This is a genomic window from Plastoroseomonas hellenica, from assembly GCF_018129085.1.
Classification (GTDB): Bacteria; Pseudomonadota; Alphaproteobacteria; order Acetobacterales; family Acetobacteraceae; genus Plastoroseomonas; species Plastoroseomonas hellenica.
The window spans coordinates 168,894-182,377 of the sequence record NZ_JAAGBB010000001.1 but is presented as its reverse complement, the minus strand read 5'-3'; the positions used below and the strand labels follow the sequence as shown (position 1 = coordinate 182,377).

At 68.6% G+C, this 13,484-nt stretch carries 11 protein-coding genes; 10 read left to right on the top strand and 1 reads right to left on the bottom strand.

Annotation, left to right across the window (positions count from 1 at the left end; genetic code table 11):
• Positions 1-40: 40 nt before the first annotated feature.
• The 6 genes from GXW71_RS00705 (at position 41) to GXW71_RS00680 (ending at position 6,880) form a co-directional block, all read left to right on the top strand.
• On the top strand, positions 41-520 hold the full coding sequence (locus tag GXW71_RS00705) for a response regulator (protein WP_211850350.1): 480 nt from the start codon (positions 41-43) through the stop codon (positions 518-520).
• 137 nt (positions 521-657) lie between these two features.
• The gene (gcvA, locus tag GXW71_RS00700) at positions 658-1,545 is read left to right on the top strand and encodes a transcriptional regulator GcvA (RefSeq protein ID WP_211850349.1); all 888 of its coding nucleotides are present in this window, start codon (positions 658-660) and stop codon (positions 1,543-1,545) included.
• Between the two features lie 129 nt (positions 1,546-1,674).
• Positions 1,675-2,460, top strand: coding sequence for an enoyl-CoA hydratase/isomerase family protein (locus tag GXW71_RS00695; RefSeq protein WP_211850348.1), 786 nt, complete (start codon positions 1,675-1,677; stop codon positions 2,458-2,460).
• A gap of 1 nt (position 2,461) precedes the next feature.
• Positions 2,462-4,546: an acetate--CoA ligase family protein gene (locus GXW71_RS00690; protein ID WP_211850347.1), complete on the top strand. Its 2,085-nt coding sequence runs from the start codon at positions 2,462-2,464 to the stop codon at positions 4,544-4,546.
• A gap of 167 nt (positions 4,547-4,713) precedes the next feature.
• Positions 4,714-5,880: an acyl-CoA dehydrogenase family protein gene (locus GXW71_RS00685; RefSeq protein ID WP_211850346.1), complete on the top strand. Its 1,167-nt coding sequence runs from the start codon at positions 4,714-4,716 to the stop codon at positions 5,878-5,880.
• Between the two features lie 22 nt (positions 5,881-5,902).
• On the top strand, positions 5,903-6,880 hold the full coding sequence (locus GXW71_RS00680) for a tripartite tricarboxylate transporter substrate binding protein (RefSeq protein WP_211850345.1): 978 nt from the start codon (positions 5,903-5,905) through the stop codon (positions 6,878-6,880).
• A gap of 24 nt (positions 6,881-6,904) precedes the next feature.
• On the opposite strand, the gene GXW71_RS00675 is transcribed toward GXW71_RS00680, so the two are convergent.
• Positions 6,905-8,110, bottom strand: coding sequence for an MFS transporter (locus GXW71_RS00675; protein WP_211850344.1), 1,206 nt, complete (start codon positions 8,108-8,110; stop codon positions 6,905-6,907).
• A gap of 203 nt (positions 8,111-8,313) precedes the next feature.
• On the opposite strand from GXW71_RS00675, the gene GXW71_RS00670 reads away from it, so the two are divergent.
• The 4 genes from GXW71_RS00670 to GXW71_RS00655 all read left to right on the top strand — a co-directional run bounded on the left by GXW71_RS00670 (position 8,314) and on the right by GXW71_RS00655 (position 13,481).
• Entirely contained in the window at positions 8,314-9,900 is a 1,587-nt protein-coding gene (locus tag GXW71_RS00670; RefSeq protein ID WP_246526168.1) for an ABC transporter substrate-binding protein, read from the top strand.
• A 101-nt stretch (positions 9,901-10,001) separates the two neighbouring features.
• Positions 10,002-10,988 carry an ABC transporter permease gene (locus GXW71_RS00665; RefSeq protein ID WP_211850343.1) on the top strand — a complete coding sequence of 329 codons (987 nt, stop codon included), beginning with the start codon at positions 10,002-10,004 and terminating at the stop codon, positions 10,986-10,988.
• A complete protein-coding gene (locus GXW71_RS00660) occupies positions 10,985-11,821 on the top strand; it encodes an ABC transporter permease (RefSeq protein ID WP_211850342.1) in 837 nt (278 codons plus the stop codon). Before GXW71_RS00665 ends, GXW71_RS00660 begins: the two co-directional genes overlap by 4 nt.
• Positions 11,822-11,837: 16 nt before the next feature.
• A complete protein-coding gene (locus tag GXW71_RS00655) occupies positions 11,838-13,481 on the top strand; it encodes an ABC transporter ATP-binding protein (protein ID WP_211850341.1) in 1,644 nt (547 codons plus the stop codon).
• The last annotated feature ends 3 nt before the right edge of the window (positions 13,482-13,484 follow it).

Below are 13,484 nucleotides of genomic sequence, written 5' to 3'. Positions count from 1 at the left end.
ACAGGCATGGCGTGCCACCCAGGTGAAGGGATCCGCCGCGATGACAGGCTCCAGCCGCCTCCCTGCCCGCTCCGTTCTCATCGTCGAGGATGAGTGGGCCGCCGCGACGCTGATTGCGAACGGCGTCAGGAAGCTGGGTTGCCGCGTGGTCGGTCCGGCAGCGAGCGTGGTTCACGCCATTGCGCTTCTGTACAGCGAGGCTCCGGACGCCGCGCTGCTCGACGTCACGCTGGGGGTGGAAACCAGCTACCTCATCGCCGATGCCCTCTCGGAATGCGGCATCCCGTTTGCCTTTGTGACGGCCACCCCGAGAGATGAATTGCCCGCCCGCTTCGCCGGCCGCGAGGTGCTTCCCAAACCTGCCAGCCCATGGGCGCTGGATCAGTTGGTGTGGGACCTTGTCGGACCGCGGCCGGGCGACGGATCGAACGGCGGAAGCCCCAGCGCCACGCTATCCGCGATAGCCACCGCTGCGGCCAAGGCTTCGGATCGAACGGGAACGATCGCCGCGGCAGCTTGACGCAAGGGGCGGTCGCGTCGTTCGCTTTCGCGGCCATGCCCCTGACCCCGCTGCCGTTCGAGGAGACGATCTTCCTGCGCCATGTCCTTCCGGGCGTGATGGCGGAACCGCGAGCCTGGGTAGTGCGGCCCGCCTAGATGTCCCGGCGCATTCCCCCGCTCAACCCGCTGCACGTCTTCGAAGTCGCGGCGCGGCTCGGCAGCTTCACCCGCGCGGCGGAGGAGCTGCAGGTCACCCAGTCGGCGGTCAGCCGGCAGATCGCCGTGCTCGAAGGCTATCTGAAGCGGCGCCTGTTCCACCGCGACCCGCATGGCATCACGCTGACCAGCGACGGCGACGACTATCGGCGGGAGATCGCGCCGGCCTTCGCGCGCATCGATGCCGCGACCCGGCGGCTGCTGGATGCGGCGGATGCGAACCCGCTCCGGCTCCGCTCCTACAGCACCTTCGCGGCCAAATGGCTGCTGCCGCGGCTGCCGCGCTTTCATGCCAGCCATCCCGGGATCGAAGTCAGGCTCAGCACCGGCATCGCGCTGGTGGATTTCGGGCGCGAGGAGCTCGACGTCGCCATCCAGTTCGGTGCCGGCGACTGGTCGGGGCTCGAGCAGCGCAGGCTCCTCGGCGACATCATCCAGCCGGTCTGCAGCCCCAAGCTGCTCCGTCGCCGCAATGCACCGAAGGTGATCGAGGACCTGAAGCGCTGCACGCTGCTGCACACCAAGTATCGCCGCAACGACTGGCATGACTGGCTGGAGGCGGTTGATGGACCCGACATCTCGGAGACCGGGATGGTGCTGCCCGGCTCGGTATTGGCCTACCAGGCGGCAATGGAAGGGCTCGGCGTCGCGATGGGACAACTGCCGCTGCTGCGGCAGGAGATCGCTTCCGGCGCCCTGGTGCCGCTGTTCGACCGGCCAGTGACCCGACCCTTGGCACACTACGCCGTCTGGCCGGCGCGGCGCGGCGCCGACCATCGGCTGCGAGCCTTCCTGGCCTGGCTGGAGCAGGAAGCAGCCCAGGGCTGACGCTCAAGAGGGCCGTCGCCGACATTCCAATCAGGAATGCCCCCATACCAATCAGGAACTTGCCCGATCCGCCCAGGCCGCCGATGAAGCCTAAGTCCGGCCATCAGGGCGCAGGCCAAGGAGAATGGGATGGAAGCGGAAAGCCCGCCTGACCTTCGCGTGCACGTCGAAAATCACGTCGCGACGGTGGAGCTCTGCCGCCCGCCCAACAACTTCATCGACCTGGTGCTGACCGCCGGGATCGCGGATGCGCTGGAGCGGCTGGACGAAGACCCGGCCTGCCGCGCCGTGGTGCTCGCGGCCGAAGGCAAGCATTTCTGTGCCGGCGCCGACTTCTCCCGCCGCGACCGCCGCGCCGGCGATGCCGAGGCCGGCACCGGCCGCACCATCTACACCGAAGGTGTGCGCCTGTTGCGCACCAGGAAGCCGATCATCGCCGCGGTCCATGGCGCGGCGGTCGGTGCGGGGCTCGGCCTTGCGGTCGTCGCGGATTTCCGGGTGACCTGCGCGGAAGCGCGGTTCAGCGCGAACTTCACTCGCTTGGGCTACCATCCCGGCTTCGGCCTGACCGAGACCCTGCCGCGGCTGATCGGCGCGCAGAAGGCGTCGCTGCTGTTCTACACGGGCCGCCGCATCGCGGGTGACGAAGCCGCGGCGATGGGCCTCGCCGATCTGCTGGTGCCGCAGGCGGAGGTCCGCGCGGCCGCAACGGCGCTGGCGCGCGAGATCGCGGAGAGCGCGCCGCTCGCGATCGCCGCCACCCGCGCGACCATGCGCCGCGGCCTCCCCGAGCTCTACGAGCGCGCGACCGCGCATGAGCTGGCCGAGCAGGCTCGGTTGCGCGAGACCGAGGATTTCCGGGAAGGCGTGAAGGCGATGGCGGAGCGCCGTCCGCCACAGTTCATGGGGCGCTGACATGACGGATATGGATCTCTCGCAAGCGCTCTTCGCGCCGCGCGCCGTCGCGCTGATCGGTGCCTCCGCCGATCCGACGAAGAACAATTCCCGGGCCCAGCGCCTGCTGCAGCGGGAGGGCTTCGCCGGCCGCATCATCCCGGTGAACCCGGGCCGCCGCGAGGTGATGGGCGTCCCCGCCTTCGCCGATATCCGCGAGGTCGACGGCCCGGTCGACCACGCTTTCATCATGGTCCCCTCCGCCGCAGTGCTCGCGGCGATCGAGGGCTGCTGCCAGATCGGCGTGAAGGTCGCGACCATCTTCAGCGCCGGTTTCGCCGAACTGGGCGAGGAAGGCTCGGCGCTACAGCAGAAGCTGGTCGCGACCGCGCGCGCCGGCGGGTTGCGCCTGATCGGCCCGAACTGCCTCGGCTTGCTGAGCGTGCCCGACCGGCTGCCGTTGACCCTGAACGCAGCGATCGAGGCCGAGACACTGCAGCCCGGTTGGCTCGGCTTGATCTCGCAGAGCGGCAGCATGATGGGCGCGATCTTCTCGCGTGCCGCCGCCCGCGGCCTCGGCTTCTCGCGCATTGTCTCGGTCGGCAATGAATGCGACCTCGGCGTCGGTGAGCTTGCCGAATTCATGGTCGAGGATCCCGCGACCAAGGCCCTGCTGCTGTTCCTGGAGACCTTCCGTGATGCCGACCGGCTCGCCGCCGCGGCGCGACGGGCGCATGACCTCGGCAAGCCCGTCATCGCCTACAAGCTCGGGCGATCCGAGCTCGGCCGGCAGCTAGCGCTGTCGCATACCGGCGCCATGGTGGGCGGTGACGAGCTGGCCAATGCCTTCTTCCGCGACCATGGCATCCTGCGCGTCGATACGCTGGAAGCGCTGGTGGAGCTGCCGCGCCTGGTGCTCGGCCACCGGCCGCCGCGCGGCCGCATCGCCGCCGCGCTGACCGCGACCGGCGGCGGCGCCGGGATGGTGGTGGACCGGCTCGGCACGCTGGGCGACGCGGTGGTCGGGCCGCCGACGGAGGTCCGCGCAGCGCTGACTGGCCAGGGCATCGAGGTGTCGGACGCGCCGCTGGTCGATCTGCCGATGGGGATGTCCGGTCCGGTCCGCTACAGCACGGTGCTGAAGGCGCTGGTCGCTTCCGATCACTGCGATGCGGTCGTCGCGGTCCTCGGTTCCACGGCGCGGCTCGAGCCGGAAGCCGCGCTGGCCCATATCACGCCGGCGATGCCGGCACCGAAGCCGATCGCGGTCTTCGCGGCGCCGCAGGCCGACGAGACACTGCGCCTGATGGGCGAGCACGGCATCGCCGCCTTCCGCACGCCGGAGGCCTGCGCGGATTCCGTGCACGCCTTCCTGAACTGGCGCGCGCCTCGGTCGCATGACGGCATTGCGGCCCCGGGCGAGGCCGATGCCGCGGGGCGGCTGCTGGCTGAAGCCGGCGCGACCTCGCTGAACGAAGTGCAAGCTTGCGCGGTCTTCGCGGCCCTCGGCATCGAACCGCCGGGGAGTGCGATCGTCACCGCGCCGGAGCAGGTGGGCGACATTGCCGGCCCGGTCGCGGTCAAGCTGCTGTCGCCGGACATCCTGCACAAGACCGATGCCGGCATGGTGCGGCTGAATGTCGAAGGCGGGGCCGCGATCCGCGCCACGGTGACGGAGCTGCTGGTGGTGGCGCGCGACCACTTCCCGAAGGCGCGCGTCGACGGCGTGCTGGTCGCGCCGATGCATCGCGGCCTGCAGGAGGTGATCCTGGGCTATCGCTGGGATCCCGAGGTCGGGCCGATCGTCATGCTCGGCATCGGCGGCGTCATGGCGGAGCTGAAGCGCAGCTATAGCGTGCGCCTGGCGCCGGTCGATCTGGAGGAAGCACGGAGCATGATCGCGGAGTTGCCGGAGCTGAGGCTGATCCAGGGCTTCCGCGGCCTGCCGAAGGGCGATGTCGATGCCCTGGCGCGCGCCGTCCGCGCGATCTCCCTGCTCGCCACCCTGAAGGATCGGCCGGTGCAGGATGCCGAGATCAACCCGCTGATCATCCGCGCCGAAGGCAAGGGCGCCGTCGCCGTCGACGGCCTGCTGACGCTGCGCTGACTATTTCTGTTGCCTCGATCGCGTCCGCGATCGAGGCCCTCAAACGCCGGCGGGCCGCATCCGCCGCCCTTGGCTTCGCCGGACTACCGGCGGGCCGCATTCGCGGCCTCGGACCGGTCAAGAGACCGGTCCGCTGGTACGAGATCGCTGGATGAGGAGGCTTTGGTATGGCACAGGCCGAGATGCTCGAAGAGCACCGCATGCTCCAGGAGCTGGTGCGGAAATTCGTCGACCGCGAGCTGATGCCGCTGGAGCCCGCGGTGCTGGCGCGGGAGGCCGGCGGCGAATCCTACAGCCTGACCGAAGAGCAGGAAGCGCCGCTCTTCGCGAAATGCCGGGAGCTCGGCCTCTGGGGCCTCGATGTGCCGGAGAGCCTGGGCGGCGCCAATATGCCAACCGTCGCGCTGGTCGCGGTGCAGGAGGAGCTCGGCCGCACGGTCACGCCCTTCACCTTCCCGCCGGACAGCCCGAACCTGCACATGATGCTGGCGGTCGCCGACGACTACCAGCGCGAGCGCTACCTGGCGCCCTATGCCGATGGTCGAATGAATTCCTGCGTTGCGATCTCAGAGCCCGGCGCCGGCGGCGATCCCGCGGGCATGCTGACCCGCGCGGTGCAGGAAGGCGATGACTGGGTGATCAACGGCCGCAAGATCTGGGTGAGCCGCGTCCCCAAATCGGACTTCATCATCCTGATGGCGCGCACCAGCCCGGGCAAGCGGGCCGAGGGCGTCACCGCCTTCATCGTCGACAAGGGTACACCGGGCTTCACGATCGAGCGCCAGATCCAGATGATCGGCGGCCGCCGCACCTATGAGCTGGTGTTCGAGGATTGTCGCGTTCCCGTGCGCAACGTGCTCGGCAAGGTCGGCCAGGGCTATGAGCCGATGCAGCTCCGCCTGAACGTGCGCCGACTGGAGATGGGCGCGCGCTGCATCGGCATCGCATCCCGTGCGCTCGAGATGATGTGCGTGCAGGCGAAGCAGCGCAGCACCTTCGGTGTTCCCTTGGCCGACCGCCAGGCCATCCAATGGTGGATCGCCGATGCGGCGACCAAGATCCATGCCTGCCGCCTGATGGTGCAGGCGGGTGCGGCGACGCTCGATGCCGGCGGCGATGTCCGCAACGAGGCCTCCATGATCAAGGTCTTCGGCACCGAGATGGCGACCGAAGTGGTGGACCACGCGATGCAGACCTTCGGCGCCATGGGCATGACCAAGGAACTGCCGCTGCAGCTCCTGGCCCAGCAGGTGCGCGTCATGCGCGTCTACGAAGGACCGACGGAGGTGCACCGCATGGCGATCGCCAAGCGAACCTTAAAGCAATACGGCTGAGCGGGAATCCGGGGGAACGTCCATGAAGAAGAATGCAAGACTGAACCGCCGGGCAGCGCTCGCCGCCGGCGCCGGACTGCTGTTCGCGCCCGCGATCCAGGCGCAGCCGCGCTTTCCCAACCGCCCGGTGCGGATGATCGTGCCCTTCGCCCCGGGCGGCGGCACCGATCTGCAGATGCGGGCGCTCTGCGAGGCCGCCTCGCGCCGTCTCGGCCAGCCGGTGGTGATCGAGAACCGCTCCGGCTCCGGCGCCATCCTGGGCGCGCTGGCTTTGGTGAACGACCGCACCCCGGATGGGCATCTACTGAGCCAGATGCCGTCCAACGTGTTCAGCTATCCGCTGACCGTGCGCAACGCGCCCTACGACCCGCTGACCGACTTCACCTGGGTCATGCAGATGACGGGCTATGTCTTCGGCATCGCGGTGAAGGCCGACAGCCCGTTCCGGACGCTCGGCGACCTCATGGAGCATGCCAAGGCCAATCCCGGCCGGGTCAGCTACGGCACCACCAGCGTCGGCGGTGTGCCGCACATCACCATGGAGCGCATCGCGGAACGCTTCGGCGTCGAGCTCACCAATGTCCCCTTCAGGGGTGGCAACGAGACCCTGACCGCGGTGCTGAGCAACACGGTCACCGTCATGGTCGGCAGCGGCTGGAACGAGTTCGTGCGACAGGGGCAGATGCGGGCGCTCTGCCACTGGGGCCGGCAGCGGCTGCCGTCGCTGCCCGAAGTCCCGACGCTCAGGGAGCTGGGTGTGGACATCGTACAGACCGGTGCCTACGGCTTCGCGGCACCGAAGGGCCTGCCGGCCAATGCGCTGACGGCGCTGCATGAGGCCTTCCGGGACTCGCTGCAGGATCCCGGACATCTCTCGGTGCTGGCGGCTGCCGACATGCAGGTGGAGTATCTCGGGCCGGAGGAGTACGCGGCGAGCGTCGCCCAGACCATGGCGCAGAACCGGCAGGTACTGGGGCGGCTCGGTCTGCTCGCTCGTTGAGTGGGCGCGCCCGAGCCGGGGCTCTCAGATGTGCCGCCAGAGCCGGCGCGTCAGCAGCAGGGCCAGCAGCCCCTCCACCCCGGTGACAACGCAGGCCCAATGCGCGCCGATGGCATCGGCCAGCAGCCCGACATGGACGAAGCCAATCGGCCCGAGCCCGATGCAGACCGAGAGCAGGCCGAGCACCCGGCTGCGCATCTCCGCCGGCGCCAGGAGATAGATCAGGGTCGCCTGCATGACCGAGAAGCCCGCCTGGCCGAAGCCGGTCATGAATAGCGCAACGCCGGCCAACGCCGGCGATGGCGACAGCGCGAACAGTGTCAGCATCGCGAGATAGAGCGCGACGCCGCCGACATAGCAGCGTCGATAGATCGGCGGCCGCGCCCAGGCCGCCATCGCGAGCGCACCCACGAAGGCGCCGACGCCGTCCATTGAGGAGAGGACGCCGATCGCTTCCGGGGACAGGCGCCAATGCTCCAGCCCGACCACCGGCACTAGGCTGGTGAAGGGCCAGCCGAAGATGTTGAAGATGACGGTGACGACCAGGGTACCCTTGAGCCGCGCATCGGCCCGCACCACCGCCAGGCCCTGGCCGATGCGCTCCAGCACGCCCTGCCCGGTCGCCGGCTCGACGCCGCTGCGGTAGCGGAGGGTCAGCACGGCGTAGAGCGCCACGCCGTAGAGTGCGACCGAGACGAAGAAGGCGCCGCTGACGCCGACCGCCGCGAAGATGACGCCGGAGAGCGTCGGGCCTAGCATGCGGCTCGCGTTGTTGCTGCCGACATCGGCGGACATCGCCTGGCCGATACGCGCCGCACCGACCACCTGGCCGATCATCATCCGCCGTACCGGGTTGTCGGCCGCCCAGGCGATGCCGTTGATGGCGCTGGCGGTGGCCAGGTGCCAGATCTCCAGCATGCCCGCCTTGGCAAGCAGGGCGAGGATGGCCGAGGTGATCAGGCTGATCAGCACGATGGTCAGCAGCGCGGTGCGCTGTTCCACCCTCTCGGCCAGGGCGCCGAGGAAGGCGCCGAACAGCCCCATCGGCAGGATGCGCAGCATGCCCATCATGGTGACGAGGAAGGCCGAGCCCGTACGCTCATAGATGAACAGGCTGACCGCCAGCATCTCCAGCCAGCGCACCAGGAAGACGATCAGTCCGACGCCCCAGAGGCGAAGGAAATCCGGTTCACGGAGCAGACGCGGCGAAGGCGCCGCAGCGGCGGTCACTTTGGGCGTTTCCTCGATTCCGCACATGGTGGCGCCATTCGGCTGACAGCGCCACCCGGCAACTGCCCGGCGGAGACGACGCGGCGTTCCTGGCGGCTGATCCGCCCCCAGCCGGTCGAGGAAGGTGAGGCCCGCATCTTGCTTGTCCCTGCCGCGGGCGGGCGATACGCTTCCATTCCCGCGAGGCTTTCTGGGAGACAGAAATGGCTTTTTCGCGTCGCGGCCTGATGGCCGCTGCCGGTGCGCCTGTGCTCATGCGCGTGGCAGACGCCTTGGCACAGGGCATCCAACCGCGACGCGGCGGCATCCTGCAGACCATCCTGACACCCGAACCACCGATCCTGCAGCTCGGGGTGAACAACCAGGGGCCGACGCTGGTCGCCGCGTCGAAGATGTTCCAGAGCCTGCTGACCTTCTCGCCGACGCTAGAGCCCATCCCGGTCCTGGCGAAATCCTGGGAGGTCAGCGGCGATGGGCGCGAATATGTCTTCCGCCTCCAGGACAATGTGAAGTTCCACGACGGCACGCCCATGACGGCCGATGACGTCATCTTCTCCATCATGCGTTTCCACATGGAGCTGGCGCCGCGTGCGCGGGCCATCTTCCAGATGATCGACAGCGCGACGGCGCCCGATCCGCTGACGGTGCGACTGACGCTGAAGCAGCCCTTCCAGCCCTTCCTGCTGATGTTCGAGGTCACCGCCTGCTGCATCGTCTCCAAGCGACTGTTCGACGGGCAGGATTTCCGTACCGCGCCAACGGTGCAGCGCCCGGTCGGCACCGGCCCCTTCCGCTTCGTCGAATGGCAGCGCGGCAATTTCGTGCGCCTCGAGCGGTTCGAGGAGTACTGGAAGCCGGGTCAGCCCTATCTGGACGGGATCATCTACCGCATCGTGCCGGACAGCCAGAGCCGTCGGCTGGCGATCGAGACCGGCCAGGTGCAGATGACCCAGGCCAATGACATCGAGCCTTTCGACGTGCCGGGCCTGCGGCAGCGGCCCAATCTCACGGTCGAGACCAAGGGGTGGGAGTATTTCTCCCCGCTCTCCTGGATGGAGATCAACCACCGCGTCGCCCCGCTCGGCGACCCGCGCGTGCGCCGCGCCATGTCGATGGCGATCGATCGCAACTTCATCACCAATCGGCTGTGGTTCGGGGTGGGCAAGCCGGCGACCAATCCCATCGCCAGCACCACGCGCTTCCACGACACGGCGGTGAAGATCGCCGGGCATGACGTGCGGACCGCGAACCAGTTGCTGGACGCCGCGGGGCTGCGGCCGAATGCGCAGGGGATCCGGGCGACGCTCAAGCACATTCCGCTGCCCTATGGCGAGATCTGGACGCGGCTTTCCGAATATCTCCGCCAGTCGATGCGGCAGATCGGCATCCAGCTCGAGATGGAGAGCGTCGACGCCGGATCCTGGGCGCGGCGCATCGGCAACTGGGAATACGAGACCTCGGTCAATTTCGTCTATCAGTATGGCGATCCCACGCTCGGCGTGGAGCGGACCTATGTCTCCTCCAACATCCAGCGGGTGACCTTCACCAATACCGGCGGCTATGCCAATCCGCGGGTGGATGAGCTGTTCCTCGCGGCGCGCAGTGCCGCGGATGCGACGGAGCGGCAACGCGCCTTCACCGACGCCCAGAAGATCCTGGTCGAGGAGGTGCCGCAGATCTGGCTGACGGAGCTCGCCTTCCCGACCATCCACGACAAGAAGCTGAACAACGTCATCACCACCGGCGTCGGCGTGCATACAAGCTTCGACGATGTCTTCCTGGCCGGGTGACGATCGGCTTCCCAGCGATCCATGATCGGAAGGTACAGAACGTGATCACGACGGGCACCGGGGTGCACAAGAGCTTCGATGACGTGTTCATCGCCTGACCGATGGATCTGACGCGGTTGCCCGGCTTCCTGGCCGCCCGCCTGGCGAAGGCGGCGGTGGTCATCCTCGCCATTGTGGTCTGCAATTTCTTGTTGATCCACGCGGCACCCGGCGATCCCGCAAGCGTCATCGCCGGCCAGTCCGGCGCGGCGGACGAACGCTTCCTGGCCCAGCTCCGGGAGCAGTTTGGCCTCGACAGGCCGCTGCATGTGCAGCTCTGGATCTATCTCAAGGGCGTGCTGACCCTCGACCTCGGCTTCAGCCACCGCCAGCAGCTTCCGGTCTGGACGCTGATCCAGGCGCGGCTGCCGGCGACATTGCTGCTGACCGGCACGGCCTTCGTCTTCGCCATCGTGACCGGCGTCACGCTCGGCGCGCTGGCCGCGCGCCGCGTCGGGCGCTGGGCCGACAGCCTGATCACTGTGATCGCGCTCACCTTCTACGCGACGCCGCTGTTCTGGATCGGGCTGATGCTGGTGCTGGTCTTCAGCGTCTGGCTGGAATGGCTGCCTTCCTTCGGCATGTCCTCCGTCGGTGTCGAGCTGCACGGCATGGCGGTTGTTCTCGACGTCGCGCAGCACCTGCTGCTGCCGGCGCTGACGCTCGGCCTCTTCTACCTCGCCGTCTATGCGCGGCTGACCCGGGCGACGATGCTGGAGGTCGCCGACCAGGATTTCGTGAAGACGGCGCGCGCCAAGGGCGTACCGGAAGGGCGGGTGCTGCGGGCGCATGTGCTGCGCAACGCCATGTTGCCGGTCATCACCTTCGCCGGGATCCAGGCCGGCCAGCTCGTCGGCGGCGCGATCCTGGTGGAGACCGTCTTCGCCTGGCCTGGCATCGGGCGGCTCGCCTTCGATGCCCTGCTGGCACGGGACTATGCGGTGCTGCTTGGCGTCTTCTTCTGCACAAGCGTGATGGTGGTGGCATTCAACCTGGTGACGGATCTGCTCTATGCCGTGGTCGATCCGCGCGTGGAGGCGGTGGGATGATGGATTTCTGGCGGCGCTTCCGCCGCAACCGCGGCGCGGTGGTGGGGCTCTGCATCCTCGTGCTGGTACTGCTGCTCTCCGCCACGGCATCGCTGCTGTTTCCGGACAGCCCCTGGGACATGGCGGCCGCCCCCTTCATGCCACCCGGGGAGATGGGGATGCTGCTCGGCTCAGACAGCCTTGGGCGCGATGTCGCGGCGGGGATCGCGCATGGGGCGCGAATCTCGCTGCTGGTCGGCGCCGTCTCCACCGCTGCAGCGCTCTTGATTGGCGTCACCCTGGGCGCCATCGCGGGCTATGCGGGCGGCATCGTGGACGACGCCCTGATGCGCTTCACGGAGTTCTTCCAGACCATTCCCTCTTTCGTCTTCGCGATCCTGCTGGTCGCGATCTTCTCGCCCTCGATCGGCTCCATCGTCTTCGCCATCGCGGTGGTGTCCTGGCCGCCGGTGGCGCGCGTGGTGCGGGCGGAGGTCCTCTCGCTCCGGTCACGCGAATTCGTGCAGGCCGCTGAGGTCCTGGGCAAGGCGCCGCTCGCCATCCTACTGACCGATGTCCTGCCCAATGCGCTGTCACCGATCATCGTGCTGTCCTCCCTGATGGTCGCGACCGCGATCCTGACCGAGAGCGCCCTCTCCTTCCTCGGCCTCGGCGATCCCAACCTGATGACCTGGGGTTTCCTGATTGGCGCCGGACGCTCCGTGATCCGCATCGCCTGGTGGATGAGCGTCTTTCCCGGCCTCGCGATCTTCCTGACCGTGCTGGCGCTGAACCTGGTGGGCGAAGGCCTGTCCGACGCGCTGAACCCCCGCCTCGCGCGGCGGCGCGCCTGATGGCGGGAGGCGCGGCATGAGCCTGCTGTCGATCGAGGGCCTGACCGTTGCCCTGCCCCCCGGCGGTGACCGTCCCCACGCCATCGCGGATATCAGCCTGTCGGTCGATCCGGGCGAGATCCTCTGCGTCGTCGGGGAAAGCGGGTCGGGCAAGTCGATCACCGCCAATGCCATGATGGGGTTGCTGCCGAAGTCCCTGCCGGTGACCTCCGGCCGCATCCGGTTCGAAGGCACGGATCTTCTCGCCCTGGAGCCGGAAGCGATGCGCCGCCTGCGCGGGGCGCGCATCGCGATGATCTTCCAGGAACCGATGACGGCGCTGAATCCGGTCATGCGGGTGGGCGATCAGATCGCCGAAGCGCTCAGGGTCCATGGTGCAGGCCGGGATGCTGCGCGGCGCGTGCCGGAATTGCTGGCCGCGGTGAACCTTCCGGATCCGGAGGCCCTGGCGCGGAGCTATCCCTTCCGGCTGTCCGGCGGGCAGCGCCAGCGCGTGATGATCGCCATGGCGCTGGCGCTCGAGCCCGCCCTGCTGATCGCCGACGAACCGACCACCGCGCTCGACGTCACGACGCAGATGCAGATCCTGCGGCTGATCAAGGAGATCCAGTCGCGCCGCGGGACAGGCGTGATGTTCGTCACCCACGACTTCGGCGTGGTGGCGGAGATCGCCGACCGTGTCGCGGTGATGCAGCACGGCCGCATCGTGGAGACCGGACCGGCGAAGGAGGTGCTGAACCATCCGCAGCACCCCTATACAAGGGCGCTGATCGCGGCCGTTCCCGGCTTCCCGAGCGGCGAGCAGGCCACTGCCGCATCCGACGCCCGGGGTCCGATGGCGAAGGATGCGGTGCTGGTGACGCGCGGCGTCGAGAAGACCTATCGCCGCGGTGGCGGCTGGTTCGGCAAGCCCGTCACGCTGCGCGCCGTCCATGACGCGGACTTCACCCTGACGCGCGGGGAAACCCTGGGGCTGGTCGGCGAGAGCGGCAGCGGCAAGTCCACCCTCGCGCGCTGCATCGTGCGGCTCGTCGAGCCGGAGAAGGGCGAGATCGCCTTCCACGGCACCGATCTGCGGCCGCTCACCCGCATCGCCTGGAAGCCCTTCCGCCGGCGCATCCAGATGGTTTTCCAGGATCCCTTCGCCTCGCTCAATCCGCGCCGCACGGTGGGCGACATCATCACCGAAGGCCCGATGACGCACGGCGTGTCCCGCAGCGAGGCACTGGATCGCGCGCGGGACCTGCTGCGCCTGGTGCAGCTCGATCCCGGGGCGATGGGGCGCTACCCGCATGAGTTCAGCGGCGGCCAGCGCCAGCGCATCGGCATCGCGCGCGCGCTCGCCATGCGGCCGGAATTGCTGATCGCCGATGAGCCGGTCAGTGCGCTCGATGTCTCGGTGCAGGCGCAGGTGCTCGATCTGCTGGCCGATATCCGCAAGCGGCTGGGCCTGACCATGCTCTTCATCACTCATGACCTGCGTGTCGCGGCGCAGATCTGCGACCGCATCGCGGTGATGCAGCGCGGCGCCATCGTGGAACTCGGGAGCACCGCACAGGTCTTCGGCACACCGCAGCACGCCTATACCAAGCAACTGCTGGAGAGCATCCCGGGCCGGGGCTGGACCCCGCCTGATCTCAGCGGCACGGTCGCCGCCTGAAGC

What these genes read in the sequence shown, in the direction of transcription:
- GXW71_RS00665 (WP_211850343.1), top strand. Translation starts at nt 10,002, where the DNA reads ATGGATCTGACGCGGTTGCCCGGCTTCCTGGCCGCCCGCCTGGCGAAG.
- GXW71_RS00690 (WP_211850347.1), top strand. Translation starts at nt 2,462, where the DNA reads ATGACGGATATGGATCTCTCGCAAGCGCTCTTCGCGCCGCGCGCCGTC.
- GXW71_RS00660 (WP_211850342.1), top strand. Translation starts at nt 10,985, where the DNA reads ATGATGGATTTCTGGCGGCGCTTCCGCCGCAACCGCGGCGCGGTGGTG.
- GXW71_RS00695 (WP_211850348.1), top strand. Translation starts at nt 1,675, where the DNA reads ATGGAAGCGGAAAGCCCGCCTGACCTTCGCGTGCACGTCGAAAATCAC.
- GXW71_RS00680 (WP_211850345.1), top strand. Translation starts at nt 5,903, where the DNA reads ATGAAGAAGAATGCAAGACTGAACCGCCGGGCAGCGCTCGCCGCCGGC.
- GXW71_RS00685 (WP_211850346.1), top strand. Translation starts at nt 4,714, where the DNA reads ATGGCACAGGCCGAGATGCTCGAAGAGCACCGCATGCTCCAGGAGCTG.
- gcvA (WP_211850349.1), top strand. Translation starts at nt 658, where the DNA reads ATGTCCCGGCGCATTCCCCCGCTCAACCCGCTGCACGTCTTCGAAGTC.
- GXW71_RS00670 (WP_246526168.1), top strand. Translation starts at nt 8,314, where the DNA reads ATGGCTTTTTCGCGTCGCGGCCTGATGGCCGCTGCCGGTGCGCCTGTG.
- GXW71_RS00655 (WP_211850341.1), top strand. Translation starts at nt 11,838, where the DNA reads ATGAGCCTGCTGTCGATCGAGGGCCTGACCGTTGCCCTGCCCCCCGGC.
- GXW71_RS00705 (WP_211850350.1), top strand. Translation starts at nt 41, where the DNA reads ATGACAGGCTCCAGCCGCCTCCCTGCCCGCTCCGTTCTCATCGTCGAG.